General features: G+C 73.6%; 16 protein-coding genes, 2 rRNA genes and 1 pseudogene. 16 read left to right on the top strand and 3 right to left on the bottom strand.

The genetic code is table 11. From position 1 onward, the window contains the following. Positions 1-66: 66 nt before the first annotated feature. Positions 67-3,175: ribosomal RNA gene (locus ACN27C_RS28140) — 23S ribosomal RNA — on the top strand. 75 nt (positions 3,176-3,250) lie between these two features. Beyond that, positions 3,251-3,367, top strand: a 5S ribosomal RNA gene (gene rrf, locus ACN27C_RS28135). 94 nt (positions 3,368-3,461) lie between these two features. On the opposite strand, the gene ACN27C_RS28130 is transcribed toward rrf, so the two are convergent. Continuing rightward, on the bottom strand, positions 3,462-5,270 hold the full coding sequence (locus tag ACN27C_RS28130; protein ID WP_422749249.1) for a hypothetical protein: 1,809 nt from the start codon (positions 5,268-5,270) through the stop codon (positions 3,462-3,464). Between ACN27C_RS28130 and ACN27C_RS28125 the strand changes: the two are divergent. Together ACN27C_RS28125 and ACN27C_RS28120 are read left to right on the top strand one after the other, a co-directional pair. Next, positions 5,193-5,880: pseudogene (locus ACN27C_RS28125) on the top strand (Replicase polyprotein 1ab); the annotation flags it as partial. The gene ACN27C_RS28130 and the pseudogene ACN27C_RS28125 sit on opposite strands and share 78 nt — an antisense overlap. A 445-nt stretch (positions 5,881-6,325) precedes the next feature. Continuing rightward, positions 6,326-7,396 (top strand): HAD-IIA family hydrolase, encoded by a 1,071-nt coding sequence (locus ACN27C_RS28120; protein WP_422749247.1) that lies wholly within the window; start codon positions 6,326-6,328, stop codon positions 7,394-7,396. A gap of 15 nt (positions 7,397-7,411) precedes the next feature. On the opposite strand, the gene ACN27C_RS28115 is transcribed toward ACN27C_RS28120, so the two are convergent. Beyond that, a complete protein-coding gene (locus ACN27C_RS28115; RefSeq protein WP_120570457.1) occupies positions 7,412-7,747 on the bottom strand; it encodes an SCP2 sterol-binding domain-containing protein in 336 nt (111 codons plus the stop codon). 111 nt (positions 7,748-7,858) lie between these two features. On the opposite strand from ACN27C_RS28115, the gene ACN27C_RS28110 reads away from it, so the two are divergent. From ACN27C_RS28110 to ACN27C_RS28090, 5 genes are all read left to right on the top strand, one after another. Continuing rightward, the gene (locus ACN27C_RS28110) at positions 7,859-8,566 is read left to right on the top strand and encodes a phasin family protein (protein ID WP_422749245.1); all 708 of its coding nucleotides are present in this window, start codon (positions 7,859-7,861) and stop codon (positions 8,564-8,566) included. Next, positions 8,563-8,790, top strand: coding sequence for a hypothetical protein (locus ACN27C_RS28105; protein WP_073831637.1), 228 nt, complete (start codon positions 8,563-8,565; stop codon positions 8,788-8,790). Before ACN27C_RS28110 ends, ACN27C_RS28105 begins: the two co-directional genes overlap by 4 nt. Before the next feature lie 21 nt (positions 8,791-8,811). Then, complete coding sequence (locus ACN27C_RS28100; protein WP_422749242.1) at positions 8,812-9,660, top strand: TlyA family RNA methyltransferase; 849 nt, start codon at positions 8,812-8,814, stop codon at positions 9,658-9,660. Then, the gene (locus ACN27C_RS28095; RefSeq protein WP_013285580.1) at positions 9,657-10,541 is read left to right on the top strand and encodes an NAD kinase; all 885 of its coding nucleotides are present in this window, start codon (positions 9,657-9,659) and stop codon (positions 10,539-10,541) included. Before ACN27C_RS28100 ends, ACN27C_RS28095 begins: the two co-directional genes overlap by 4 nt. 469 nt (positions 10,542-11,010) lie before the next feature. Then, on the top strand, positions 11,011-14,739 hold the full coding sequence (locus tag ACN27C_RS28090; RefSeq protein ID WP_422749240.1) for a S8 family serine peptidase: 3,729 nt from the start codon (positions 11,011-11,013) through the stop codon (positions 14,737-14,739). A 46-nt stretch (positions 14,740-14,785) separates the two neighbouring features. Here the strand turns inward: ACN27C_RS28090 and ACN27C_RS28085 are convergent, their stop codons facing one another. Further along, positions 14,786-15,760 (bottom strand): helix-turn-helix domain-containing protein, encoded by a 975-nt coding sequence (locus tag ACN27C_RS28085; protein WP_422749238.1) that lies wholly within the window; start codon positions 15,758-15,760, stop codon positions 14,786-14,788. 79 nt (positions 15,761-15,839) lie between these two features. Here ACN27C_RS28085 and recN point away from each other — a divergent pair, with 79 nt between their 5' ends. From recN to ACN27C_RS28050, 7 genes are all read left to right on the top strand, one after another. After that, positions 15,840-17,597, top strand: a complete 1,758-nt coding sequence (gene recN, locus ACN27C_RS28080; protein ID WP_422749236.1) for a DNA repair protein RecN — start codon at positions 15,840-15,842, stop codon at positions 17,595-17,597. A gap of 118 nt (positions 17,598-17,715) precedes the next feature. Further along, entirely contained in the window at positions 17,716-18,894 is a 1,179-nt protein-coding gene (gene steA / locus ACN27C_RS28075) for a putative cytokinetic ring protein SteA (RefSeq protein ID WP_120573844.1), read from the top strand. A 27-nt stretch (positions 18,895-18,921) separates the two neighbouring features. After that, positions 18,922-19,863 carry a copper transporter gene (locus ACN27C_RS28070; RefSeq protein ID WP_422749234.1) on the top strand — a complete coding sequence of 314 codons (942 nt, stop codon included), beginning with the start codon at positions 18,922-18,924 and terminating at the stop codon, positions 19,861-19,863. A 60-nt stretch (positions 19,864-19,923) separates the two neighbouring features. After that, on the top strand, positions 19,924-20,787 hold the full coding sequence (locus ACN27C_RS28065; protein WP_422749232.1) for a hypothetical protein: 864 nt from the start codon (positions 19,924-19,926) through the stop codon (positions 20,785-20,787). A gap of 1 nt (position 20,788) precedes the next feature. Beyond that, entirely contained in the window at positions 20,789-22,486 is a 1,698-nt protein-coding gene (gene murJ, locus ACN27C_RS28060) for a murein biosynthesis integral membrane protein MurJ (RefSeq protein ID WP_422749230.1), read from the top strand. Continuing rightward, positions 22,483-23,616: a glycosyltransferase family 4 protein gene (locus ACN27C_RS28055; RefSeq protein ID WP_252453458.1), complete on the top strand. Its 1,134-nt coding sequence runs from the start codon at positions 22,483-22,485 to the stop codon at positions 23,614-23,616. The genes murJ and ACN27C_RS28055 overlap by 4 nt, the downstream gene beginning before the upstream one ends. Next, positions 23,616-26,093, top strand: coding sequence for a hypothetical protein (locus ACN27C_RS28050; RefSeq protein WP_422749226.1), 2,478 nt, complete (start codon positions 23,616-23,618; stop codon positions 26,091-26,093). Before ACN27C_RS28055 ends, ACN27C_RS28050 begins: the two co-directional genes overlap by 1 nt. Positions 26,094-26,363 lie beyond the last annotated feature (270 nt).

The raw sequence follows: 26,363 nt of genomic DNA, 5'->3' as shown, positions 1-26,363 counted from the left end.
TGTGGGGCTGTGGGTTGTGGGTTGGTTGTTTGTTGAGAATTGCACAGTGGACGCGAGCATCTTTGTGGTCAAGTTGTCAAGGGCGAACGGTGGATGCCTTGGCACCAGGAGCCGATGAAGGACGTGGGAGGCCGCGATAGGCCTGGGGGAGCTGTCAACCAAGCTGTGATCCCAGGGTGTCCGAATGGGGAAACCCGGCATCAGTCATGTGATGTCACCCGCACCTGAACACATAGGGTGTGTGGGGGGAACGCGGGGAAGTGAAACATCTCAGTACCCGTAGGAAGAGAAAACAAATTAGTGATTCCGTGAGTAGTGGCGAGCGAAAGCGGATTGAGGCTAAACCGGCGGCGTGTGATACCTGTCAGGGGTTGCGTGGTCGGGGTTGTGGGACCCTGCTGGACAAGCTGACACTTGTTCGAGGAGTTACAAAGCCAGTGGTTAGTCGAACAGTCTGGAATGGCTGACCGTAGACGGTGATAGTCCGGTAGGTGAAAGCTGCTGGTCTTCTGTGGGTGTTCCCGAGTAGCGGCGGACTCCTGAAATCTGCCGTGAATCTGCCAGGACCACCTGGTAAGCCTAAATACTTCCTGGTGACCGATAGCGGACGAGTACCGTGAGGGAATGGTGAAAAGTACCCCGGGAGGGGAGTGAAATAGTACCTGAAACCGTTCGCCTACAATCCGTCGGAGCCTTGCGGGGTGACGGCGTGCCTTTTGAAGAATGAGCCTGCGAGTTAGTGGCATGTGGCGAGGTTAACCCGTGTGGGGGAGCCGTAGCGAAAGCGAGTCTGAATAGGGCGTTTTTAGTCGCATGCTCTAGACCCGAAGCGGAGTGATCTAGCCATGGGCAGGCTGAAGCGCGGGTAAGACCGCGTGGAGGGCCGAACCCACCAACGTTGAAAAGTTGGGGGATGACCTGTGGTTAGGGGTGAAAGGCCAATCAAACTCCGTGATAGCTGGTTCTCCCCGAAATGCATTTAGGTGCAGCGTCGCGTGTTTCTTGCCGGAGGTAGAGCACTGGATGGTCTAGGGGGCCCACAAGCTTACCGAAATCAGCCAAACTCCGAATGCCGGTAAGTGAGAGCGCGGCAGTGAGACTGCGGGGGATAAGCTTCGTAGTCGAGAGGGAAACAGCCCAGATCACCAGCTAAGGCCCCTAAGCGTGTGCTAAGTGGAAAAGGATGTGGGGTCGCATAGACAACCAGGAGGTTGGCTTAGAAGCAGCCACCCTTTAAAGAGTGCGTAATAGCTCACTGGTCAAGTGGTTCCGCGCCGACAATGTAGCGGGGCTCAAGCACACCGCCGAAGCTGTGGCATTCACATAATAACTTCGTATCTCCTTGATGGGATATGCAGGTGTGTGGATGGGTAGGGGAGCGTCGTGCCGGGGGTGAAGCAGCGGGGTGACCCAGTTGTGGACGCGGCACGAGTGAGAATGCAGGCATGAGTAGCGAAAGAAGGGTGAGAAACCCTTCCGCCGGATGACCAAGGGTTCCAGGGCCAGGCTAATCCGCCCTGGGTGAGTCGGGACCTAAGGCGAGGCCGAGAGGCGTAGTCGATGGACAACGGGTTGATATTCCCGTACCCGCGAAAGAGCGACCCTGACGAACCTCGTTGTGCTAACCACCCGAGCTGCCGGCGGTCTTCGGACCAATGGTGGGGAGCGTGGGAACCTGGCGGGTAGTAGTCAAGCGATGGGGTGACGCAGGAAGGTAGCTGAGCCCGGCCGGTGGTTGTGCCGGGGTAAGCGTGTAGGCCGGTGTGTAGGCAAATCCGCACACCATGAGGCTGAGACGTGATGCCGAGCCGATTCAGGTGAAGTCAGTGATCCTATGCTGCCGAGAAAAGCCTCTAGCGAGTTCTTAGCGGCCCGTACCCCAAACCGACACAGGTGGTCAGGTAGAGAATACCGAGGCGATCGGGCGAACTGTGGTTAAGGAACTCGGCAAATTGCCCCCGTAACTTAGGGAGAAGGGGGGCCGGAGACGTGAAGCCCCGCGCGGGTGGAGCGTTGTATGGCCGCAGAGAGCAGGGGGAAGCGACTGTTTACTAAAAACACAGGTCCATGCGAAGAAGTAATTCGATGTATATGGACTGACGCCTGCCCGGTGCTGGAACGTTAAGGGGACCTGTTAGCTCTTCGGGGCGAAGCGGAGAACTTAAGCGCCAGTAAACGGCGGTGGTAACTATAACCATCCTAAGGTAGCGAAATTCCTTGTCGGGTAAGTTCCGACCTGCACGAATGGCGTAACGACTTCCCCACTGTCTCAACCACAGGCCCGGCGAAATTGCATTACGAGTAAAGATGCTCGTTACGCGCGGCAGGACGGAAAGACCCCGGGACCTTTACTATAGCTTGACATTGGTATCTGAATTAGCTTGTGTAGGATAGGTGGGAGCCGGTGAAGTCCATACGCCAGTATGGGTGGAGGCAATCTTGAAATACCACTCTGGTTGATTTGGGTATCTAACTTCGGACCGTTATCCGGTTCAGGGACAGTGTCTGGTGGGTAGTTTAACTGGGGCGGTTGCCTCCTAAAGGGTAACGGAGGCGCCCAAAGGTTCCCTCAGCCTGGTTGGCAATCAGGTGTTGAGTGCAAGTGCACAAGGGAGCTTGACTGTGAGACTGACAGGTCGAGCAGGGACGAAAGTCGGGACTAGTGATCCGGCACTGGCATGTGGAAGCGGTGTCGCTCAACGGATAAAAGGTACCCCGGGGATAACAGGCTGATCTTCCCCAAGAGTCCATATCGACGGGATGGTTTGGCACCTCGATGTCGGCTCGTCGCATCCTGGGGCTGTAGCAGGTCCCAAGGGTTGGGCTGTTCGCCCATTAAAGCGGTACGCGAGCTGGGTTTAGAACGTCGTGAGACAGTTCGGTCCCTATCCGCCGTGCGCGTAGGATACTTGAGAAGGGCTGTCCCTAGTACGAGAGGACCGGGACGGACGAACCTCTGGTGTGCCAGTTGTCCCGCCAGGGGCACGGCTGGTTAGCTACGTTCGGAAGGGATAACCGCTGAAAGCATCTAAGCGGGAAGCTCGCTTCAAGATGAGGTATCCCACCCACATTGTGGGGTAAGGCCCCCAGCTAGACGACTGGGTTGATAGGCCGGAAATGTAAGCCCGGTAACGGGTTCAGTTGACCGGTACTAATAGGCCGAGGACTTGACTACCAAGCTGCTACGCGTCCACTGTGCAACTCTGAACAAACCACCACCCATCTGGGTTGGTTGACATGTTCATAGAGTTACGGCGGTCATGGCGGAGGGGAAACGCCCGGTCACATTCCGAACCCGGAAGCTAAGCCCTCCAGCGCCGATGGTACTGCACTCGGGAGGGTGTGGGAGAGTAGGACACCGCCGGACAATCTTCCAGTCGAGGGCCGCCCCAGCAGGGGCGGCCCTCGACTGCGTTAGCGTTCTCGGCGGAAACGGCATCAGGAAGGATGTGCCTGTGAGCTCAGGACCCCAGGGCGGGGACCGCCCCCGTCGTTACGAGGATCGCGCCGACCGCGGCCAGGGGCGTGGTGACGCCGGCCGCGACGGCCGTCGCGATGACCGTCCCTCGTACCGGGGCGGCCGCGACGACCGCCCGGGTGGCTTCCGTGGTGGTGACCGTGACAGTGGCGCCCGTGGCGGCGACCGTCGCGAAGGCGGTTTCCGCGGCGGTGACCGTCGCGAGGGCGGCGGGTTCCGTGGTGGCGACCGTGAGGGTGGCTTCCGCGGCGGTGACCGTCGTGAGGGCGGTTTCCGTGGCGGTGACCGCCGTGAAGGCGGCTTCCGTGGCGGTGACCGCCGTGAAGGCGGCTTCCGTGGCGGTGACCGTCGCGAGGGTGGCTTCGGCGGCGGTGACCGTCGTGAGGGCGGTTTCCGTGGCGGCGACCGCGAGGGTGGCTTCCGGAGCGGAGGCCGCGACGGCGGCGACCGTCGCGAGGGCGGGTTCCGCGGCGGTGACCGTCGTGAGGGTGGCTTCCGTGGGGGCGAGCGCCGTGAAGGCGGTGCCCGTGACGCTGGTTTCCGTGGCGGTGACCGTCGTGAGGGCGGCTTCGGTGGTGGCGACCGTCGTGAGGGTGGCTTCCGTGGGGGCGAGCGCCGTGAAGGCGGTGCCCGTGACGGTGGTTTCCGTGGCGGGGATCGTCGTGAAGGCGGATTCGGCGGTGGTGACCGTCGTGAAGGCGGTTTCCGCGGTGGGGATCGTCGTGAGGGCGGCTTCCGTAGCGGGGATCGTCGTGAAGGCGGATTCGGCGGTGGTGACCGTCGTGAAGGCGGCTTCCGCGGTGGTGACCGTCGCGAGGGCGGTTTCCGTGGTGGTGACCGTGACAGTGGCGCCCGTGGCGGCGACCGTCGTGAGGGCGGCTTCCGCGGTGGCGACCGTCGTGAAGGCGGCGGCTTCCGTGACGGTGGCTTCCGCGGTGGTGACCGTCGCGAGGGCGGTTTCCGTGGTGGTGACCGTGACAGTGGCGCCCGTGGCGGCGACCGTCGCGAAGGCGGCTTCCGTGGCGGTGACCGTCGTGAAGGCGGCTTCGGCGGTGGTGACCGTCGCGAAGGCGGCTTCCGTGGTGGCGACCGCCGTGAAGGCGGCACCCGTGAGGGTGGCTTCCGTGGCGGGGATCGTCGTGAGGGCGGTTTCCGTGGCGGGGATCGTCGTGAGGGCGGCACCCGCGAGGGCGGTTTCCGCGGTGGCGACCGTCGTGAGGGCGGCGGGTTCCGTGGTGGCGACCGTGAGGGTGGCTTCCGTGGCGGCGACCGTCGTGAGGGCGGTGCCCGTGAGGGCGGGTTCCGTGGTGGCGACCGTCGCGAAGGCGGTTACCAGGGCGGCGACAACCGCCGGGAGAGCTACGCCGGCGGCGAACGCCGTGAGGGTGGCTTCCGGGGTGGTGCCCGTGAGGGCGGTTTCCGTGGGGGCGACCGTCGTGAGGGCGGTTTCCGTGGCGGCGACCGCGACCGTGGCTTCCGTCGCGACGACCGGCAGCCGGGCGGCTACCGGGGCGAGCGGGACGGTGAGCGCCGTGGTTACGGCGACCGGCCGGGTGGCGACGACCGCCGGACTGGCAGCTACGGCCCGCAGCGGGAGCGCCAGGACGAGCGTGGCGAGAGGCGTACCGGTGAGGCGCCGGAGCTGCCCGACGACGTCGTCGCGAGCGACCTCGACTCGGCCGTCCGGGCCGAGCTGCTCTCCCTCGCCAAGCCGGTGGCGGAGACGGTCGCCCGGCACCTGGTCGCGACCGGTCTGCTGATCGACGAGGACCCGCCGCTGGCGCTGGCGCACGCCATGGCGGCCCGCCGGCTCGCCTCGCGGATCGCCGCAGTGCGGGAGGCCGTCGGGCTGGCCGCGTACCACGCGGGTGAGTGGCAGACCGCCATCGCCGAGCTGCGGACGTACCACCGGATGACCGGCCTGCAGAGCCACCTGGCGGTGCTGGCCGACTGCGAGCGGGCGCTGGGCCGGCCGGAGCGGGCCATCGACCTGTTCCGCGGCGCGGACCGGGACAAGCTCGACCAGGCCGTCGCGATCGAGCTGCTGATCGTGGCCGCCGGGGCGCGCGGTGACCTCGGGCAGAAGGACGCCGCGGTGGCGATGCTCCAGGTCCGCGAGCTGACCGGGGACTCGACCGAGCCGTGGGCGGCGCGGCTGCGCTACGCGTACGCGGACGCCCTGCTGGCGGTGGACCGGCGCGAGGAGGCGCGGGAGTGGTTCTCCCGGGCTGCCGACGTCGACTCCGAGGGGGAGACCGACGCCGCCGAGCGGCTGCTGGAGCTGGACGGCGTGGTCATCGAGGGCGACGACGAGCCGGAGGACGACGCGGACGCGTCCGAGCCGTCGGCCGAGGCCGCCAGCGACGACGACGAGGACGACGACGACCTCGACGACGACGACGATGACGACGACCTCGATGACGATGACGATGACGACGATGACGAGGACGAAGACGACGACCTCGACGACGATGACGACGACGAGGACGAAGACGACGACCTCGACGACGAAGACGATGACGACCTCGACGATGACGAGGACGACGCGCGGCTGAGCGGCGGCGGCGACGTCACTCCGGGTGCCGGCGGGGACGCGGCACGGGCCGGCTACCGGGACCGTGACGCCGGCGATCTGGCCGACGACGAGCTGACCGACACCGAGGCCGGCTCGCTCGCCACCAGCACCGCCACCACCCCGACCTTCGTCGCGGCGAACGAGGAACCGGCCACCACCGCACCGACCGGCACTGCCGAGGCCGCGGCTGCCACCCCGGCGGACGAGGCCGGCGGCGACCGGCCCGCGCCGGGTGACGCCGCGGGCGGCGAGGGCGAGGCGGCGGACCGCCGATGACCGGGTACGCCGGTGACTCCGCCTCCGGCGCGGATCGGGGACAACCCGACCGCGCCGGGGCGGGCGGCCCACTGGTCGAGGCGTACTCGCTTGTCGTCTTCGACCTGGACGGCGTCATCTACCTGATCGACCGGCCCATCCCCGGCGCGGTCGAGGCGGTCGGCCGGCTGCACGCCGAGGGGCGGGCGGTCGCGTACGCGACGAACAACGCCTCCCGCCGCTCCAGCGAGGTGGCCGACCTGCTCACCGGCATGGGGGTTCCGGCGCAGCCGGCGGAGGTGCTCACCTCTGCGGCGGCCACCGCCGAGCTGCTCCGGGACCGGCTGCCCGAGGGCGCGGCCGTGCTCGTGGTCGGCGCGGAGGCGCTGCGGGCCGAGCTGCGCGCGGTGGGCCTGCGGCCGGTGTCCACCGCTGACGAGGAGCCCGCCGCGGTGGCCCAGGGCTACGGCCCGCAGGTCGGCTGGTCCGACCTGGCCGAGGCGTCCCTGGCGGTACGGGCGGGCGCACCCTGGTACGCCACCAACACCGACCGCACCCTGCCCAGCCCGCGCGGCCCGCTGCCGGGCAACGGCTCGCTCGTCGCGGTGCTGCGTACCGCGCTGGGCCGCGACCCCGACGTGGTGGTGGGCAAGCCGGAGCCGGCGCTGTTCACCACCGCCGCGCGGCGCGCCGGAACCGGGCGCACGCTCGTGGTGGGCGACCGGCTGGACACCGACATCGAGGGCGCCCGCCGGGCCGGGCTGGACAGCCTGCTGGTGCTGACCGGGGTCAGCGACGCCGCCGAGCTGCTGGCCGCACCCGAGGAGCGCCGCCCCGCGTACGTCTCGTTCGACCTGGCGGGCCTGTTCGACCCGGCCGCGGTGGTGGCGGTGCCGGGCCGGGCGACGGCCGGCGGCTGGTCGGTGACGGAGTCCGGCGCGGACCTCGTGCTCGACGGCGCGGGAGCGCCCCTGGACGCGCTGGCCGCGCTGTGCGCGGTGGCCTGGTCGACGGCGGCCGGGCCGCGCGTGCGCGCGCAGTCCCCGGCGGCGGCGGAAGCGCTCGCCGCGTTCGGCCTCGACGACTGAGGCGCCGGGCTGCCGTCAGAGCAGCTTGCGGAGCTTCATCAGGTCGAACGGGTTCGCCTTGATCGACACCCGCCGGGAGGCCACCGCCGACATGACGTCGAGCCGGCCGTGCACCAGCGCGACGAGGTCGTCGCTGCCGGTGCTCAGCGCGATCTTCGCCTTCGGGTCGTCGCCGTCGGCCAGGTCGACCAGCCGGCCACCCTCCAGCCGCCCGTGGAACGCGGTGCCGAGGTCGGTGATCCGGCAGGCCAGGGTGCGGTCGAGGTCGATGCGGCCCTGTGCCTCGGCGTTGCGGTCCAGCCGCGCGGCCAGGTCCTGCAACGCCTGCCGGCACTCGTCCACGCTGGCCACATCGTCTCCTCACCACGAACCACGCCGTTCCCGGCACCGTACCGCAATGGGGCGTCCGGGGTGCCCGGTAGCGTGGCACCTGCACACCTCGCCCCGCGGAAGGACTCAGGCATGCAGGACGCGTGGCGCGCCTACCTCGAGCTGGCCATGGGCCTGACGGAGGCGCCCCGGAAGAAGGCACAGGACGCGGTCATGCGCGTCGTCGGCCAGGGCGGCGCGACGGCCGCCCAGCTCCAGACGCTCGCCGAGGAACTGGTCGCGACCGGCCTGGCGAACCGGGAGTCGCTGACCAAGCTGGTCCGCTTCGAGGTGGACCGGGCGCTGGGCGCGGTCGGGCTGGCCACCGCCGACGAGGTCGCCGAGCTGACCCGCCGGGTGCACGACCTGGAGCGGCAGCTCCGCGAGGCGCGCGGCACCCTCGAACCGGGCACCACGCGGCCCGAGCCGTCCGCCGGACCGGCCGGGACCGCCCCGGCGCAGACCGAGCCGGACGCCGCCGAGTCGTCTAAGGCGGGGTCGCCCGAGGCCGAGTCGCCCAAGAGTAAGTCGTCCAAGAGCGAGTCGTCCGAGGCCGGGCCGTCCGAGCCGGAGCCGTCCCACGCAGAGGCGGCCTCCGCCACGACGCCGCCGAACACCCCGGCCACGACACCGACGAAGGCCCCGGCGACGACGCCGTCGAAGGCGGTGGCGAAGAAGGCGGTGGCGAAGAAGGCGGTGGCCAAGAAGGCGATCGCGAAGAAGCCACCGGCCACGGTCTCCCGCACTCCGGACGCCGCGCAGGCGAAGAAGGCCACCGGGCGCCGGGCGGCCGGCTCGTGACCGCGCCCCGGCCCGGTCCGCCGCCGGGTCCGCGGCCCGGACCGCCCCCGGGGGTACGCCCCGCGCCGGTCGAGGAGGTCGGCGAGGCGCGGCACCCGGCGGTGGACGCCGCGGTGCTCGGCATGGCCAACGCCGAGGCGCTGGCGCCGGCCGACCAGATCGCCCAGTACGAGGCGGCGTACGAGACGCTGCGCGAGACCCTCGCCACCATCGACCAGGCCTGAGCAGAGGCGGAGAGACACCTGATGGCTCGTCGTACCCGGCTGGACGCCGAACTCGTCCGGCGCGGGCTGGCCCGCTCCCGCGAGCAGGCCGCCGCGCTGGTGGAGGCCGGTCGCGTCCAGCTGCGCGGAGTGCGGGCGCGCAAGCCCGCGGCGATGGTCGACCCGGCCGATCCGCTGCTGGTCACCGGCGAGGACCCGGCCGACGAGTACGTCTCCCGGGGCGGCCACAAGCTGGCCGGCGCGCTCGCCGCGTTCGCCCTCGGCGGCCTGACCGTCGCCGGCCGGCGCTGCCTGGACGCCGGGGCGTCGACAGGTGGGTTCACCGACGTGCTGCTGCGCGGCGGCGCCGCCGAGGTGGTCGCCGTGGACGTCGGCTACGGGCAGCTCGCCTGGTCGCTGCGTACCGACGAGCGGGTCCGGGTGTTCGAGCGCACCAACGTGCGTACCCTCACGCCGGAGGCGATCGGCGGCCCGGTCGACCTGACGGTGGCCGACCTGTCGTTCATCTCACTGCGGCTGGTGCTGCCCGCGCTGGCCGCGTGCACCGGCCCCGGCGGTGACCTGGCGCTGATGGTCAAGCCGCAGTTCGAGGTGGGCAAGGAGCGCGTCGGCGCCGGCGGCGTGGTCCGCGACCCGGCGCTGCGGGCCGAGGCGGTGCTGGACGTGGCCGCGGCGGCCGCCGGGCTGGGCCTCGGCCTGGCCGGCGTGGCGGCCAGCCCGCTGCCCGGGCCGAGCGGCAACGTCGAGTTCTTCGTATGGTTGCGCGGGGACGCGCCCGCCGCGGATCCGGAGCGGGTCCGCGCGGTGGTGGCCGCCGGCCCGCAGGGCGCCGCCGCGACGGCGGCCACGACCGAGGAGGTGTCCGGGTGAGCCGTACCGCGCTGCTGGTCACGCACACCGGCCGTCGACGCAGCACCGAGCACGCCCGCGCGGTGGCCGCCGACCTGATCGCCGCCGGGTTCGAGGTGCGGGTGGTGGCCGAGGAGGCCGACGACCTGGACCTGCCGGGCGTGGTGCCGGTGACCGGCCCGGAGGCCGCCGAGGGCGCCGAGATCGTGTTCGCGCTCGGCGGGGACGGCACGTTCCTGCGCGCCGCCGAGCTGGCCCGCCCGGCCAAGGTGCCGCTGCTCGGCATCAACCTGGGCAAGGTCGGCTTCCTCGCCGAGGCGGAGATCGACGATCTGGACACCGCCGTGCGTGACGTGGTCGACCGCAACTACACGGTGGACGAACGGCTCACCCTCGACGTCACCGCCGAGTTCGAGGGCGGGCCGACCATCGAGTCGTGGGCGCTCAACGAGATCAGCGTGGAGAAGGGCGAACGCGCCCAGATGCTGGAACTGCTCGTCGACGTGGACGGCCGGCCGCTGTCCCGGTACGGCTGCGACGGCGTGATCTGCGCGACCCCGACCGGCTCGACCGCGTACGCGTTCTCCGGCGGCGGTCCGGTGGTCTGGCCCGAGGTGGAGGCGCTGCTGCTGGTGCCGATCAGCGCGCACGCGTTGTTCAGCCGCCCGCTGGTGACCGCGCCCACGTCGACGTTCGTCATCACCGTCGACCCGTTCACCACGCTGGCCGTGCTCTGCTGCGACGGACGGCGCGTCTACGACCTGCCGCCCGGCGCCCGGGTCACGGTGCGCCGGGGCACGCTGCCGGTGCGCATCGTCCGGCTGCGGGCCCGCCCGTTCACCGACCGGCTGGTGGCCAAGTTCGACCTCCCCGTCCAGGGCTGGCGGGGCAACCGTCGCTGACCAGCGGCTCAGCGGAAATCTCCGTTCGGCCCACCGGTCCCGGCGCTCGCGCGCGTTACGGTGGGCGTACGGGCCGCGATGAGGTGAGTCCGGGCGCGGCGGTGAGGCCCGCCGCTTCCCGGATGCGGCCCACCTGTCGCGGGCTCGGCCAGGGGGTGGTCGGGGCCGCGACGGTCGGGACGCCGGAGCGACGTGAGCCGGCCGCGGCGGGCGGACCGGCACGCCGTGTCCGGTCGGGTGTCGACCCCGGCCGGGCCGACAGGTCGCAGGGCCGCCGCCGGAGGAAGCGGCGGCACGCGAGCTGGGCGACACGGTCTCCGGCGTCCCGGCCTCCACTCCGTCGTGCTCGTGTCCACTCGGCGACATGTCGCCGGTGCGGCGGCCCCTACCCGGTGACCCGGCAGCGGACGCCGTCGCAGACTCCGATCGCCGGCCTTACGAGGCCGGCCTCGGAGTAGAGGAGCGTCACATGCACCGGTTCCCCCGCTGGCTCGCCGCCGGCGTGGCCGGGGCGTTGGTGGTCGGGCTCGCCGTACCGGCGTCCGCCGTACCGCCCGCCCGGCCCGCCGGCCCGCCCCCGGGCACATCCGCCCCGGGTGCGCCGCCCGCCCGCGTCACGCTGATCACCGGCGACCAGGTCGAGCTGGTCCGGGCCGCGCCGGGCCGGATCGCCGCCACGGTCCACCCCGGGCCGGGCCGTGACCGGATCGTCTTCCAGACCACGCAGGTCGACGGCGGGCTGCGGGTGCTCCCCGCCGACGTCGTGCCGTACGTGTCGGCGGGCGTGCTCGACCCGGACCTGTTCGACGTGCAGGAGCTGGCCGAGCAGGGCTACGGCGACGCGGGCCAGAAGGCGCTGCCGCTGATCGTGCGCTACCGGGAGCCGGCCGCCGGGCGCGTGCGCCCGCTCGCCGTCGCCGCCGAGTCCCGTCCGCTGTCCAGCATCAACGGCGCCGCGCTGCGCGTCGACAAGGACGACCTGGGCGCGCTGTGGACGTCCCTGCGGCAGGCGCCGCAGGCCCGCGCCGCGGGTGCCGGAGCCGTCCGGCTCGGCGCCGGCGTGGAACGCGTCTGGCTCGACGGGCGGGCCCGGGTGGCGCTGGAGCACAGCGTCCCGCAGATCGGCGCGCCCGCCGCCTGGGCGGCCGGCCGCGACGGCGCCGGGGTGCGGGTCGCGGTGCTCGACACCGGCGTGGACGCCGGCCACCCCGACCTGGCCGGCCGGATCGCCGAGGCGCGCGACTTCACCGGCGGCGGCAGCGCCCGCGACGGCCACGGCCACGGCACCCACGTGGCGGCCACCGTCGCCGGCAGCGGCGCGGCCTCGGCGGGGCTGCGCAAGGGCGTCGCGCCGGGCGCGCGGCTGCTGGTCGGCAAGGTGCTCGACGACTCCGGCTCCGGCTACGACTCCGGCATCATCGCCGGCATGGAGTGGGCCGCGCGCTCCGGCGCGAAGGTGGTCAGCATGAGTCTCGGCGGCGCGCCCACCGACGGCACCGACCCGATGAGCCAGGCCGTCGACGACCTCACCGCCGAGACCGGCGCGCTGTTCGTGATCGCCGCCGGCAACGACGGCGAGCCGCGCAGCGTCGGCTCGCCCGGCGCGGCCACCGCCGCGCTCACCGTCGGCGCGGTCGACCGCGCCGACGTGCTCGCCGACTTCTCCAGCCGCGGTCCGCGGCTGGGCGACAACGGCCTGAAGCCGGAGATCACCGCGCCGGGCGTCGGCATCGTCGCCGCCCGCGCCGCCGGCACCACGATGGGTACGCCGGTCGACGACGCCTACACCCGCGCCTCCGGTACCTCGATGGCCACGCCGCACGTCGCGGGCGCCGCCGCCGTACTGGCCCAGGAGCATCCCGGATGGACCGCCGCGCAGCTCAAGGACGCGCTGGTGAGCACGACCCGGCCGAGCACCGGCGCGACGGTGTTCGAGCAGGGCGCTGGGCGGGTCGACGTGGCCCGCGCGCTGCGCCAGCGGGTGTACGGCACCGCCACCGCCGACTTCGGCCGGCTGACCACCGGCGGGCCGGCCGCGACCCGGACGGTGCGCTACGTCAACGGCACCGCTGCCGCGCAGACGCTGCGTCTCGCGCTGGAGCTGCGCAACCTGGACAGCGGCGCGGCCGAGACCGACGGCCTGACGCTCGGCGCCGCCACGGTGACCGTGCCGGCCGGCGGCGGCGTGGACGTGCCGCTGCGCGCCGACCCGGCCCGGCTGGACCGGGGCCCGCACGGCGGCTGGCTGGTGGCCACCGGCACGGACGGCGTGACGGTGCGCACCGCAGTCGGCCTGACGCTCAGCGGCCCGCAGCACACCGTGACGCTGCGCGCGCTGGACCTGGCCGGTCGGCCCGGACCGGCGCCGGTGGTGACGCTGTTCGGCGAACACCCCGAGTCGGACGCGCTGGGCTGGCTCGGCGGCGGCGACGAGTGGCAGATCCAGGTGGAGGAGGGCCCCTACCTGCTCCACGCGCTGATCGAGCACGGCGCGCCGCTGGACGAGCAGCTCACCCTGGTCACCGACCCGGAGCTGACAGTGGACCGGGACCTCACCGTGGTGCTCGACCCGCGGCGCGGCACACCGGTACGGATCGAGACGCCGAAACCCTCCGAGCAGCGGGCCATCCTCAGCTTCTACCAGCACCGGGTGTTCGGCAACGGCCGCCAGGTCGACCACGGCGTGATGACGTTCAGCACCGTGCAGCAGCTCAACGTCACCCCGACCCGGCAGGTACGCCGCGGCGAGTTCGAGTTCTCCTCGCGCTGGCAGCTCGTCGCGCCGATGGTCGACATCGACGTCAGCGGCGTGTCCGGCGCGCCGGACGTCAACCTGATGGGTCAGTCGCCGGCCCCGGCGGGGCGGCAGCGGCTGCGCCTGGTCGCGGCCGGCACCGGCGCGCCAGGTGAGCTGGCCGGGGTGCGGGGCGCGGCGGCGCTGCTCACCGCGTCCGCCGACCGGTCCGAGGAGGAGCAGGTGGCAGCCGCGGCGGCGGCCGGCGCGAAGGCGGTGCTGATCGTCCGGCCGGCGGACCAGAGCGCGTGGACGGTGTGGCGTCCGACCGGGGACCGGCTTCCGGCGCCGGCGCTTGCGGTGGCGTACGACGACGGGCAGCGGCTGCTCGCGGCGGCGCGTACCGGCCGGGCCCGCATCGACCTCACGCTCACCGTGGACAGCCCGTACCTCTACGACGTGTTCCAGGTGTCGCGGGGCCGGGTGCCGGAGCGGATCACCCACCGGGTGACCGCCGCCAACACGGCCGAGGTGACCGCGCGTTACGGCGACACCGGCGGCCTGGACTGGGCCACCGAGCAGCGGTTCGGGTGGCGGCCCTGGCAGGAGTTCTCCTGGAACGACGACCAGCGGATGGTGCGTATCGGGACGACCCGGCGGGAGTACGTCAGTTCCGGTGACTCGTGGTGGCAGCACCGGGTGCTGCACCGGCTGATGTTCTCCAGCATGGGGACGCTGACCGGCGGCCTGTCCGACCGGCCCCGGCGCTACGCGGCCACCGACCGGACCACCGAGTCGTGGCACGCGCCGCTGGTGCGCCCCGCGGTGCCGGCCGGTGCGGCCGCGCCGAGCCGGACCGCCGACACGCTCGACCTGCGGGTGGCCGAGTTCGTCGACGCCGACGGTCACGCCGGCGTGGACAGCCGCTCGGAGGAGCAGGACACGGTGACCCGCCGGGTCAGCCGGGACGGGCGGCAGATCGCCGACCTGTCCGACGGCTGGGCGCCGGTATCCACCACCGCGGGTCCGGCCCGGTACCGCCTCGACGTGACCACGGCACGGTCGTCGGCGGAATGGCGGTGGGCGACCCGTACCGAGACGGCGTGGGAGTTCACCTCGGCCCGCCCGGCCGGTGACGCGGCCCGGCCGCTGCCGCTGCTCCAGGTCGACTACCGGGTGCCGGCCGACCTGCGTGGTGAGGCGCCCGGCAAGCGGAAGCACACAGTCGGGCTGACGCTGCGCCACCCGGCGGGCCTGCCCGCGCCGGCCGGCGCGACGGTACGCGCCGAGGTGTCCTTCGACGGCGGACGCACCTGGCGCACGGCGCCGGTACGCGGCTCCGGCACCCGGTTCACAGTCGACGTCCCGGCCGGGCGCGGCACGGTGTCGCTGCGCGTCTCGGCGCGGGACCGGGCCGGCAGCACCGTGACGCAGACCGTGGTCGACGCGTACGGCCTGCGGTGAGACGCCGGGGCGGGGCGGTCCTGGGGCCGTCCCGCCCCGGCCCCGGTCAGATCCAGCCGCGCCGGGCGGCCTGGAACGCCAGCCCGGGCCGGGTGTCGACGCCGGCGGCGGCCATCAGGTCGGCCAGCCGCCGCTGCACGGTACGGCGGCTCACGCCGAGCTGTGACGCGATCGACTTGTCCGGCACCCCGGCCACGAACAGCGACAGCAGCCGTGCCTCGTCGCCGTCGGGCTGGTAGCCGGTGGCGGCCCGGTCGGCCGGCGTGCCGAGCGGCGTGGCCATCAGCCAGTGGCTCTCGAAGAGCGCGACCAGCGCGTCCAGCAGCTGACTGCGGCCGATCACCGCTGCGGTCGGCTCGCCGCCGTCGCGGTCGGGCACCAGCGGGCAGACCGCGGTACGACCGTCCACCACGGCCAGTCGAACCGGCAGCCGGTCCAGCACGCGGGCCTGCTCCCCGGCGTGTACGCCCCGCTCCACGTCGGCCAGCGCGCCCGGCTCCAGCAGCATCGCCCGTTCGTAGATGGCCCGGTAGCGCACACCGCGGGCGAGCGCGTCGAACTCCTCGACGTTCTCCGGCCCGGGCATCGCCAGCGGGTTCGCCCGGCAGAACCAGAGCACCTCCTCGCGCGCGCCGTTCTGCAGCTCGCGCAGCCGTTCGCGCAGCGCCCGCGCGCCGGTGACCACCTCGACCAGGTGCGCGGCGTCGTGGCGCCGCATCCCGGCCCGGTAGTCCTCGGCGAGCTGGGTCACCGCGGCGCGGGCGGACTCCAGCGCCGACTGGCGGCGCAGCAGCGCCTCACCGAGCGGCACGTCCGGCGCGAGCGGCCGCAGCGGCGCGTCCGGTCCCGGCCCGGTCGGCAGCACGAGACCCTTGTCCCGCAAGGCGTCCAGCCGGGCGACGACCTCTGCGCGGGGCCGCCCCAGCCGCTGCGCGAGCTCACCGACCCGGGCCGTGTTCGCCCTGACCAGGCAGCGGTAGAGCTCCTCCTCGTCCGGGGTCAGGCCGATCTCCTCCAGCACGGGGCTGAACTGTACGGGTGCCCGCGCCCCGCCCTGCCGGCTGGTCAACTGTCACAGGGCGGGGCTACTGTCGGGTGCTGTGCTGGAAGAGCTGCGCATCACCGGACTGGGCGTCATCGAGGACACGACGCTGCCGCTGGCCGCGGGGATGAACGTCATCACCGGCGAGACCGGCGCCGGCAAGACCATGGTGGTGACCGGCCTCGGCCTGCTCTTCGGCGGCCGCGCCGACGCCGGCCGGGTGCGCGCCCAGCCGGGCCGCGCCGTGGTGGAGGGCCGGCTACGCCTGAGCGGGCGGGTGGCCGAGTCGGTGCACGCCCGCATCGTCGACGCCGGCGGCGAGCCCGACGAGGACGGCTCACTGCTGCTCAGCCGCACCGTGACGATCGAGGGCCGGTCCCGGGCGCACCTGGGCGGGCGCGCCATGCCGGTGTCCACGCTCGGCGAGGTCGGTGAGCAGGTGCTCGCCGTGCACGGCCAGTCCGACCAGCTCCGTCTGCTGCGCCCGGCCGAGCAGCGCGCCTCGCTCGACCGGTTCGCCGGTCCCGAGCACGAGAAGCTGCTCGACGCGCTGCGCGAGACGTACGCCCGGTGGCGCACTGTCGTCGACGACCTGGCCGACCGGCGGCGCAACGCCCGCGAGCGCAACCAGGAGGCCGACCTGCTGCGCCTGGGCCTGGACGAGATCACCCGGGTCGACCCGCAGCCGGGGGAGGACGCCGAGCTGAAGGCCGAGGCGCAGCGGCTGGAGCACGCCGAAGGGCTGCGCACCGCCGCGCAGGTGGCGCAGCAGTGCGTGGCCGGTGGCGTCGAGACGACCGACGAGACGCCGGACGCGACGGCGTTGCTGGGCACCGCGCGGCGCACGCTGGAGGCGCAGGCCGGCACCGACCCGGCGCTGGGCGAGCTGGCGGCCCGGCTGGAGGAGGCGGCCACGCTCGTCACCGACGTGGCCGCGGAGCTGTCCACCTACCTGGCCGCGCTGGACGCCGACCCGGCCCGCCTCCAGACCGTCTACGAGCGGCGGGCCGCGCTGCGCGGGCTGACCCGCAAGTACGCCGACGACGTCGACGGCGTGGTGGCGTGGGCCGAGCGGGCGCGGACCCGGCTGTCCGATCTGGACACCTCCGACGAGCTGCTGGACGAGCTGGACCGCGAGGCGACCCGGCTCGCCGGTGAGGTGGCCGACCTCGCCGGCCGGGTCTCGACGTCCCGGCGCGAGGCGGCGGTCCGCTTCGCCGAGGAGGTCACAGTCGAGCTGGCCGGGCTGGCCATGCCGCACGCCCGCATCGAGGTGGCGGTGCTGCCGCGCCCGGCGGGCCGCTCCGAGCCGAGCCTGCCGGTCAACGGCGTCGAGACCGGCGTCGGCGCGGACGGCGCCGACGAGGTGGAGCTGCGGCTGCTGGCGCACCCGGGCGCGCCGGCGCTGCCGTTGCAGAAGGGCGCCTCCGGCGGCGAGCTGTCCCGGGTGATGCTCGCCATCGAGGTGGTCTTCGCCGGTTCCGGCGGCCCGCCCACGCTGGTGTTCGACGAGGTCGACGCGGGTGTCGGCGGCCAGGCCGCGGTGGAGATCGGTCGCCGGCTGGCCCGGCTGGCCCGCAGCCACCAGGTGCTCGTGGTCACGCACCTGCCGCAGGTCGCCGCGTTCGCCGACCGGCACCTCGTGGTGGCCAAGGACACCGGGGGAGCGGTCACCACCAGCGGGGTGCGCGTGGTGGAGGACACCGAACGCGCCCGGGAACTGGCCCGGATGCTCGCCGGTTTGCCGGACTCGGATCTGGGTATCGCCCATGCCGAGGAGCTCCTGGCCGTGGCGGCCAAGGAAAGACGTCCGTGACGTCCCTATTGTGAGCGCAAGCACACCGCCGCGGGTTCCGGTGTGCTTCCCTGGGTAGGCGGCCCTGCTCAGGCATGTCGCGACAGCAAAACCTGCCTCACATGCCAGGATGGTCACGATGCGTCTACCCACACTGCGCCGGAGCCGGAACCCGGAGCCGGGCTCCATCGTCGGCACCGCGCGCCTCGACCGCCGGACGAAACGGCTGGTCGGGCGCCTGCGACCCGGCGACATCGCGGTCATCGACCACGTCGACCTGGACCGGGTGGCGGCCGACTCGCTCGTCGCGGTGGGTGTGGCGGCGGTGCTCAACGCCAAGCCGTCGGTCTCCGGGCGCTATCCCAACCTCGGCCCGGAGGTGCTGATCTCGGCCGGCATCCCGCTGCTGGACGATCTCGGCGAGAGCGTCTTCGAACAGGTCCGTGAGGGCGACCGGGTCCGCATCGAGGGCAACACCGTCTTCGCCGGCGACGAGCCGGTCGCGCACGGCTCGTTGCAGGACGCCGAGACAGTCGCCAAGTCGATGGCCGACGCCCGGGAGGGCCTGTCGGTGCAGTTGGAGGCGTTCGCCGCCAACACGATGGACTACCTGCGGCAGGAACGCGACCTGCTGCTCGACGGCGTCGGCGTACCGGAGATCCAGACCCAGATCCAGGGCCGGCACTGCCTGATCGTGGTGCGCGGCTACGACTACAAGGCCGACCTGGACGTGCTGCGCCCGTACATCCGGGAGTTCAAGCCGGTGCTGATCGGCGTCGACGGCGGCGCCGACGCGCTGGTCGAGGCGGGCTACACCCCGGACATGATCATCGGGGACATGGACTCGGTCACCGACGACGTGCTGCGCTGCGGCGCCGAGGTGATCGTGCACGCCTACCCGGACGGGCGGGCGCCGGGCCTGGCCCGGGTCAACGGGCTCGGCGTACCGGCGATCACCTTCCCGGCGGCGGCCACCAGCGAGGACCTGGCCATGCTGCTGGCCGACGAGAAGGGCGCCTCGCTGCTGGTGGCGGTCGGCACGCACGCCACCCTGGTGGAGTTCCTCGACAAGGGGCGCGGCGGCATGGCGTCGACGTTCCTGACCCGGCTGAAGGTCGGTGGCAAGCTGGTCGACGCCAAGGGCGTCAGCCGGCTCTACCGGCAGAGCATCTCCGGGTCGTCGCTGCTGCTGCTGGTCCTGTCGGCGGTGGCCGCGATGGCCTCCGCGGTGGCGGTCTCCACCGTCGGGAAGGCGTATCTGGGCGTGGTCTCCGAATGGTGGGACAATTTCGTGTTCCAGCTCGGCCAGCTCTTCTAGCTCCCCGACGATCAAGAGGCTGCAAGCGTGATCAACTTTCGCTACCACGTGGTGTCCCTGACCGCGGTGTTCCTGGCGCTGGCGATCGGCCTGGTGGTCGGCACAGCCGCCCTCAACGGGCCGGTCGCCGACTCGCTCCGGGAGAACGTCAACGGCCTGCGCAAGGACAACTCGCTGATGCGCCAGTCGGTCAACAGCATGCAGAAGCAGCTGGAGACCGAGGAGGACTTCGCCGCCGAGATGGCCCAGCTCGTGCTGCCGGGCAAGCTGACCGGCCGCCGGGTGCTGGTGCTCACCCTGCCCAGCGGCCGGGACCAGGCCGAGGGCGTGGTGAAGATGCTCCAGACCGCCGGCGCCGACGTCACCGGCAGCATCGACGTGCAGGACAAGTTCGTCAATCCGGACAGCAACAACAACCTGCTGGAACTGGCGGTCACCGCGGCCCGGCCGAACAGCGCCCCCACCGGCAACCTGCCCGGCAACGGGCACGGCGTGGAGACCTCCAGCGCGTTGCTGGCCAACGTGCTGGTGGACCGCCCGGCCGGGAGCCCGCCGGTCAGCGACGCCGACCGGCGCGCCGTGCTGGAGCAGTACGCCACCGCCGGATACCTCACTCCGGCGGACCGGATCTCCACCGCCGCAGAGGCGGTGGTGATGGTCACCGGCCAGCCGTACGTGGACAAGGACTCGGCGAAGAAGGACGAGTCGGTGGTGAAGATCGCCGAGCAGTTCGACCGGGCCGGCGCGCTCGTGGTCGCCGGCATGGGCTCGACCGGCGGCAACCTCGTCTCCGTGGTGCGCGGCGACCCGGTGCTTTCGCAGACCATCTCCACCGTCGACAACGCCAACACCGTGCAGGGCCAGCTGGTCACCAGCCTCGCCCTGGCGCAGCAGCTCACCGAGAAGAAGACCGGCCAGTACGGCGTGGGCGACAACGCTGCCGCCCGGGTGCCTACACTGCCCCGGTGACCGCTCCGGGCCGCCCGGTCCGTGCCGCGTCGCGTTCGAAGTCCGGATCGAGGAGGTCCCGTGAGACTGGGTCGGCTGCTCGCAGTGGGCGCGGGGGTGCTGGCCGCCCGGTACACGCTGCGCCAGACGCGCACGTCGCCGGGCGGGCCGGCGCTGGAGCGCACCAACTACCGGGGCCGCACCGTGACCCTGGCCGCCGGTCCGGCCCTGGCCGTCGGCGCGGCCACCGGGGCCGCGCTGGGCGCCGGTAGCGCCCCGGCCGGCGCCGCCGCGCTCGTCGCCGGGCTCGGCGCGGGCGCTGTCGGCCTCTACGACGACGTGGTCGGCGCGCGCCCCGAACAGAAGGCCGCCAAGGGGTTCGCCGGGCACCTCGCCGCGCTGCGCGAGGGTCAGGTCACCGCCGGGATGGTCAAGGTCGCCGGGGTGGGCGTGGCCGGGCTGGGCGCCGCCGCGCTGCTCGCCGCCGACCGCCGGGTCGCCGCGCACCCGCGCCGCCGGCGCGCCGGGGCGTTCGGCCGAGGGCTCGACGTGCTGCTCGGCGCCGGCGTGGTGGCCGGCACGGCGAACCTGGTCAACCTGCTCGACCTGCGGCCCGGCCGGGCGTTGAAGTCCGGCATGCTGCTCGGCGCGCCGCTTACCTCCGGCCCGTACGGCGGCGTCGCCGCGGGCGCGGTCGGCGCGTCGGCCGCGCTGGTCGGTGACGACCTCGGCGAGCGGGTGATGGTGGGCGACAGCGGCGCCAACGCGCTCGGCGCGCTGCTCGGGGTGAGTCTGGCCGCGCGTACCGGGCCGCTCGGCCGGGCCGGCGTGCTGGCCGTGCTCGCCGCGCTCACCGCCGCCAGCGAGAAGGTCAGCTTCACCCAGGTCATCGCACGGACGCCGGGGCTGCGGCACCTCGACGAGCTGGGCCGGCTCCCGGACTGACGTGACGAAACCGGCTCCTCTCGCCGCCGCCGGCCGGGTCGCCGGGGCGGCCGCCCTCATCGCCGTCCTCACCGTCCTCAGCCGGCTCGCCGGCTTCGGCCGGACCGCGGTGTTCACCCGGATGCTGGGCCCCACCGATCTCGGCGGCGCCTACCTGGTGGCCAACTACGTCCCGAACTTCATCTTCGAGATCGTCGCCGGCGGGGCGCTCGCCAGTCTCGTCGTACCGCTGCTGGCCGGCGCCGTCGAGGCGGGTGACCGGCGCTCGGTGGCCGCCACCACCGGCGCGCTGCTGACCTGGACGCTGAGCCTGCTGGTTCCGCTGGCGGTGCTGCTGGCGGTGTTCGCCGACCCGCTGCCGGGCCTGATCGGAAACGGTCTCAGCGAGGCCCAGCAGGCGTCCGGCGCGCGGATGCTGCGGGTCTTCGCGCCGCAGTTGCCGCTGTACGGCGTGGGGATCGTGCTGACCGGTGTGCTCCAGGCGCACCGCCGCTTCGCTTGGCCGGTGATCGCGCCGCTGCTGTCGAGCGTCACGGTCATCGGCGTCTACCTGGGCTTCACCGCCGCCGAAGGGCGGCTGGCGACGATCGGGGAGGCCGGGCGCGGCGGTGAGCTGCTGCTGTCCGCCGGCACCACGCTCGGCGTGGTGGTGCTCTCGCTGTCGCTGCTGATCCCGGTGCGCCGGCTGCGGCTGCGGGTCCGGCCGGGCTACCGGTTCCCGGCCGACGCCCGGGCCCGGGTGGGCGGTCTGGTGGTCGCCGGGGCGGTGACGGTGGCCGCCCAGCAGATCGCCCTGGTGGTCGCGCTCAACCAGGTCACCTACGGCCGCACCGCCGACGTCAGCGTCTACAACCTCGCCCAGACCGTCTACTTCCTGCCCTGGGCGGTGCTGGCGGTGCCGCTCGCGGTGGCCGCGTACCCGACGCTCGTCGCGGCCCGGGCCACCGGCGACGAGCGCGCCTACCGGGAGACCCTGGCCCCGGCGGTACGCGGGGTCGTGCTGCTCAGCCTGCTCGGCGCCGCCGCGCTCGTCGGCACCGCCATCCCGGTCGGGCACTTCTTCTTCTCCGACCCCCTCGACGCGCGCACCGCCGCGGCCGGGATCGCCGGTTTCGCGCCCGGCCTGGTCGGCTACGGCTTGTTCGCGGTCCTCACCCGCGCGCTGTACGCGCGGGGCGAGACCCGGGCGGCCACCGTCGCCACCGCCGTCGGCTGGCTCAGCGTGCCCGTGCTGGCCGTTCTGGCCGCCCAGGTGGCGCCGCTGGCCGACCGGGTGCTCGCGGTGACGCTGGCGTCCTCGGCCGGCATGCTGCTGCTCGGCGCGCTGCTGATCGCCGCGGTCCGGCGGGCCGCCGGCGGCGACGCGCTGGCCGGGATCGGCCGGGCCGGGGCCGCCGGGCTGCTCGCCGCAGTGGTCGCCGGAGCGGGCGGGGCGGCCGTCGCGGCGGGACTCGCCGGGCTCGGCGACGGCACCCCGACGACACCGTGGGCCCTCGCGCAGGGCATGCTGTCCGGGGTCGTGGTCGGTGTCCTGTTCCTCGCCGTCGCCTGGCTGACCGACGCCCGCGACCTGCGGCCGCTGCTCGCGACCGTGACCCGCCGGCTGCGCCGGCGACGCCCGGCCGGCGGGGACGACGGCCCGCCGGCGCAGCAGCACCCCGGCGAGCGGGGTGACGGAAGGGAGACCGTTTCCTCATGACGGACGCCTCGCCGGCACCGCGCTGGCCCGGGTCGGTGGCCCTGGTGCTCGCCTCCAGCACCGGCGGGGTCGGGCAGCACGTCCGCTCGATCACCCGAGGACTGACCGAGGCCGGCGCGTCCGTACTGGTCTGCGGCCCGTCCGCGACCGAGGAACAGTTCGACTTCACCGGCGCCGGGGCCCGGTTCACGCCGGTGGAGATCCCGGCCAGCCCCACCCCGGGCGACGCGCGCGCGGTCACCGCGCTGCGCCGGGCGCTCGCGGACACGCCCGCCGACGTGGTGCACGCGCACGGGCTGCGCGCCGGCCTGGTCGCCGCACTCGCCCGCCCCGCCGCGCCGCTGGTCGTCACCTGGCACAACGCGGTCCTCGCCGGTGGCCTGCGCGGCGCCGTGTCCCGGCTGGTCGAACGGGTCGTCGCCCGGTCCGTGCGGGTCGCCCTGGGCGCCTCCGCCGACCTGGTCGACCGCGCCGCCGCGCTCGGCGCCGCCGACGCCCGCCTGGCCCCGGTCGCCGCGCCGGCGCTGCCCGCGCCGCGCCGCCGCCGCACGGCGGTACGCGCCGAGTTCGGCGTCGCCGCCGACCGGCCGCTGATCCTCTCGGTGGGCCGGCTGCACCCGCAGAAGCGGTACGACGTGCTGATCGACGCCGCCGCCCGCTGGCGGACCCGTACTCCCGCCCCGCTCGTGGTGATCGCCGGCAGCGGTCCGGCGTACCTGCCGCTGGCCGCCCGGATCTCGGCCGCCCGTGCGCCGGTGACGCTGCTCGGGCACCGCGGCGACGTGGCGGACCTGCTGGGCGCCGCCGACCTCGCGGTGGTGACCAGCGACTGGGAGGCCCGCCAACTGTTCGCGCAGGAGGCGCTGCGGGCCGGCGTACCGCTCGTCGCGACCGCCGTCGGCGGGCTGCCGGACCTGGTCGGCGACGCCGCCGTGCTGGTGCCGCCCGGCGACGTGGACGCCGTCGACGCGGCCGTGCGCGACCTGCTCGACGACCCCGTACGCCGGGCCGACCTGGGCCGGCGCGGCCTGGCGCGGGCCGCGACCTGGCCCACCGAGGCGGACACCGTGGCCGCGCTCGCCGGCCTCTACGCCGAGCTGACACCCCAGCTCTCGACCGGGAACCGCTGATGCTGCGCAGACTCACCCCGGTGCTGCTGACCCTGGTCGTGGTGGCGCTGGGCATCACCGCGCTGTCCGCCCGCCCGGACGACGGCGCGACCCGGCCGAACGCCGACTTCGTGGTGCTCGTCGGCGCGGCGGGCCTGCGGTGGGACGACGTCGACCCGGAGAACACGCCGACGCTGTGGCGGATGGCCGAGCAGGGCGCGATCGGGTCGCTCTCGGTACGCTCCGCGCACCGCCCCACCTGCCCGGTGGACGGCTGGCTCACGCTCGGCGCGGGGAACTTCGCCGCCTGGCCCGGCGCCCGCCCGGGCGGTGGCTGCCCGGCCGCCGGGGTGACGATCGAGCGGCCCGACGGCATCGGCGCGAACCTGCCCGACCAGGCCAGCGCGGTCGTGCACAACCAGGAGCAGCTGTCCTGGGGCACGACGCCGGGCGCGTTGGCCGAGTCGGTGCGCTGCTCGGTGGCGGTCGGGCCGGGCGCCGCCGTGGCCGCCGCCCGCCCGTTCGGCCGGGTCGACAGGTACGCCCCCTCGCTCCCCGAGAACCCGGCGGAACTGCTCGGCTCCTGCGTGCTGAGCATCGTCGACGTCGGCACCGTCGACGACGACGATCCGGCCGTACGGGCCGCCCAGGCGCGGCAGGCCGACGCCCGGCTGGCCCGGGTGCTCGCCGCCCGGCCGCCGCGCTCGCTGGTGCTCGTCGCCGGCGTGTCCGACACCGACTCCCCGTCCCGGCTGCACGTCGCCATCGCCGACGGTCCCGGCTGGGAGGGCGGCTGGCTGACCTCGCCCAGCACCGCCCGGTCCGGCTACCTGCAACTGATCGACCTGGCCCCGTCGGTGCTCGCCGTGCTCGACAAGCCGATGCCGGAACGGGCGTTCCTCGGCCGGCCCGCGGTGACGGTCGACGACCGGCCGGACGACCTGCGGGCCGCGATCGAGGCGCCGGCCGACGCGGACCGGGAGGCAGCGGCCCAGCGCCGCGTCGCCGGCTGGTTCTTCACGCTGCTCGCCGCCGCCCAGATCGCCCTCGCGGTGGCGGTGCTGCCGCTGCTGCGCCGCGCCCGCCGGCTCGCCGGACCGCACGGGCCGGAACCGGTGTCCCGGCGGATCGTCGCGGTGGTGGAGTTGCTGCTGATCGCCGCCGCACTGGCGGTGCCCGCGGCGCTGCTCGCCGACGCCGTGCCCTGGTGGCGCGGGGACCACGCCGGCCTCTGGTACGCCTCGGTGACCGCGCTTCTGATCGTCGGCGGCACCGCCGCGGTCCGGTTCAGTCCCGGGCACGAGCGCACGCTCGGTCCGCTCGGTGCGGTCGCCGGCCTGGCCACGCTCGTGGTCGGCGTGGACGTGCTCACCGGTTCCCGGTTGCAGCTCAACGGCGTGGTCGGCTACTCGGCGCTGGAGGGCGGCCGGTACGCCGGGCTCGGCACCGTCGGGCTGGGCGTGTTCATCGCCGGGGCGCTGCTGTGCGGCGGCTGGCTCGCCCAGCGGTTCCGCAAGGGCTGGCGGCCGATGGTGATGGTGACCGTCGGCGGGCTCGCCGTGGTGGTGGTGGGCAGCCCGTACCTGGGCGCCGACTCGATCGGCGCGATCGCGCTCACCGCCGGGGTCAGCGTCGCGGCGGCGATCTGCAGCGGCGGCTGGCTGACGGTGAGCCGGCTGGCCTGGGCCACCATGGCCGCGCTGGCGGTCACCGTCGGGTTCGCCCTGGTCGACCTGGGCCGTCCGGCGGACGAGCGCGGCAGCCTGGGCCGGTTCCTGGCCGCTGTGGGCGACGGCACCGGCGGGCTCACCGTGCACCGGTCCAGCAGCTCCAACATCCAGACGCTGGTGAACAGCCCGCTCACCGTGCTGGCCCTGGCCGGGGCCGCGCTGGTCTGGCTCGCGCTGCTCCAGCCGTGGGGCGGGTTGATGCGGCTGTTCGGCATCTACCCGGCGATCCGGGCGGCGATGGCCGGCACCGGCGTGGCCGTCGGGCTGGGCGGCGTCCTCGGCGGGTCGGCGCTGGACGTGGCGGGCGCGGCGGCGGCCCTCGTGGTGCCGATGGCGGCCCTGGCGGCGCTGCGGGTGCTCGACCACTCCACCGACCGCACGGTGCCCGACAGCGGCCGTGGCGGGGGCGAGACGGGCGCGGTCCCACCGGGCGGGCCGGACGGCTCCTCCAGGGGCGGCGCGGCCGGCGACGGCCCGGCCGCTGACCGTGCGAGTGGCGACGGTGCGGGTGGCGACGGTGCGGGTGGTGGTCGGTCGGCTGCCGAAGGCTCGGCCGGTGACGGTGCGGCTGGTGACGGTGCGGCCGGGGACGGTGGGGTCGGGGACGACGCCGGCGACCAAGGGGAGGCCGGGGAGCCGGCCGGACCGGGCGGGCAGGACTCCGCTGGCCCGGAGGCGCCGGACGGGCCGCGCGCCGCTGGCGCGCCCCGTGGGGCGCAGGTGCCCGCACAGCCGACCCCGGCGTCCTCGGAGATCCCCGCCGGTTGACCCGGGCCGCCCGCGCGGCCCGCCAGGTCTGCCGCCCCGCCGGTCCGGGGAGGTGGCGGGGTCGAGGCCCGGTGGAAGGCACCACATCGGCGAGCTGGTGTCGATCAAGGGCCCGGATCCGGGCCGAGGGAGGGCCGGCACCGGCCTCACGTGCGTCGACAGCGGGTGCGACGCCGGCTCACGGTCCGGATGGTGTTACCGTGGAATCCCGTGGATCGCGTGATCACTCTGCTGATCGGCACGGCGGTTCGCACGACCGCTACGGACGAC

The sequence above is a fragment of the Micromonospora sp. WMMD1219 genome (genome assembly GCF_049315215.1).
Taxonomy (GTDB): domain Bacteria; phylum Actinomycetota; class Actinomycetes; order Mycobacteriales; family Micromonosporaceae; genus Micromonospora; species Micromonospora tulbaghiae.
Note: the sequence above shows the minus strand (reverse complement) of the source record. Positions and strands in the feature narration are given on the sequence as shown.

Bases quoted from the DNA above. Each gene is read 5' to 3' on its own strand.
- steA (WP_120573844.1), top strand. From the start codon at position 17,716: ATGCGTCTACCCACACTGCGCCGGAGCCGGAACCCGGAGCCGGGCTCC.
- ACN27C_RS28050 (WP_422749226.1), top strand. From the start codon at position 23,616: ATGCTGCGCAGACTCACCCCGGTGCTGCTGACCCTGGTCGTGGTGGCG.
- ACN27C_RS28090 (WP_422749240.1), top strand. From the start codon at position 11,011: ATGCACCGGTTCCCCCGCTGGCTCGCCGCCGGCGTGGCCGGGGCGTTG.
- ACN27C_RS28110 (WP_422749245.1), top strand. From the start codon at position 7,859: ATGCAGGACGCGTGGCGCGCCTACCTCGAGCTGGCCATGGGCCTGACG.
- ACN27C_RS28055 (WP_252453458.1), top strand. From the start codon at position 22,483: ATGACGGACGCCTCGCCGGCACCGCGCTGGCCCGGGTCGGTGGCCCTG.
- ACN27C_RS28120 (WP_422749247.1), top strand. From the start codon at position 6,326: ATGACCGGGTACGCCGGTGACTCCGCCTCCGGCGCGGATCGGGGACAA.
- ACN27C_RS28100 (WP_422749242.1), top strand. From the start codon at position 8,812: ATGGCTCGTCGTACCCGGCTGGACGCCGAACTCGTCCGGCGCGGGCTG.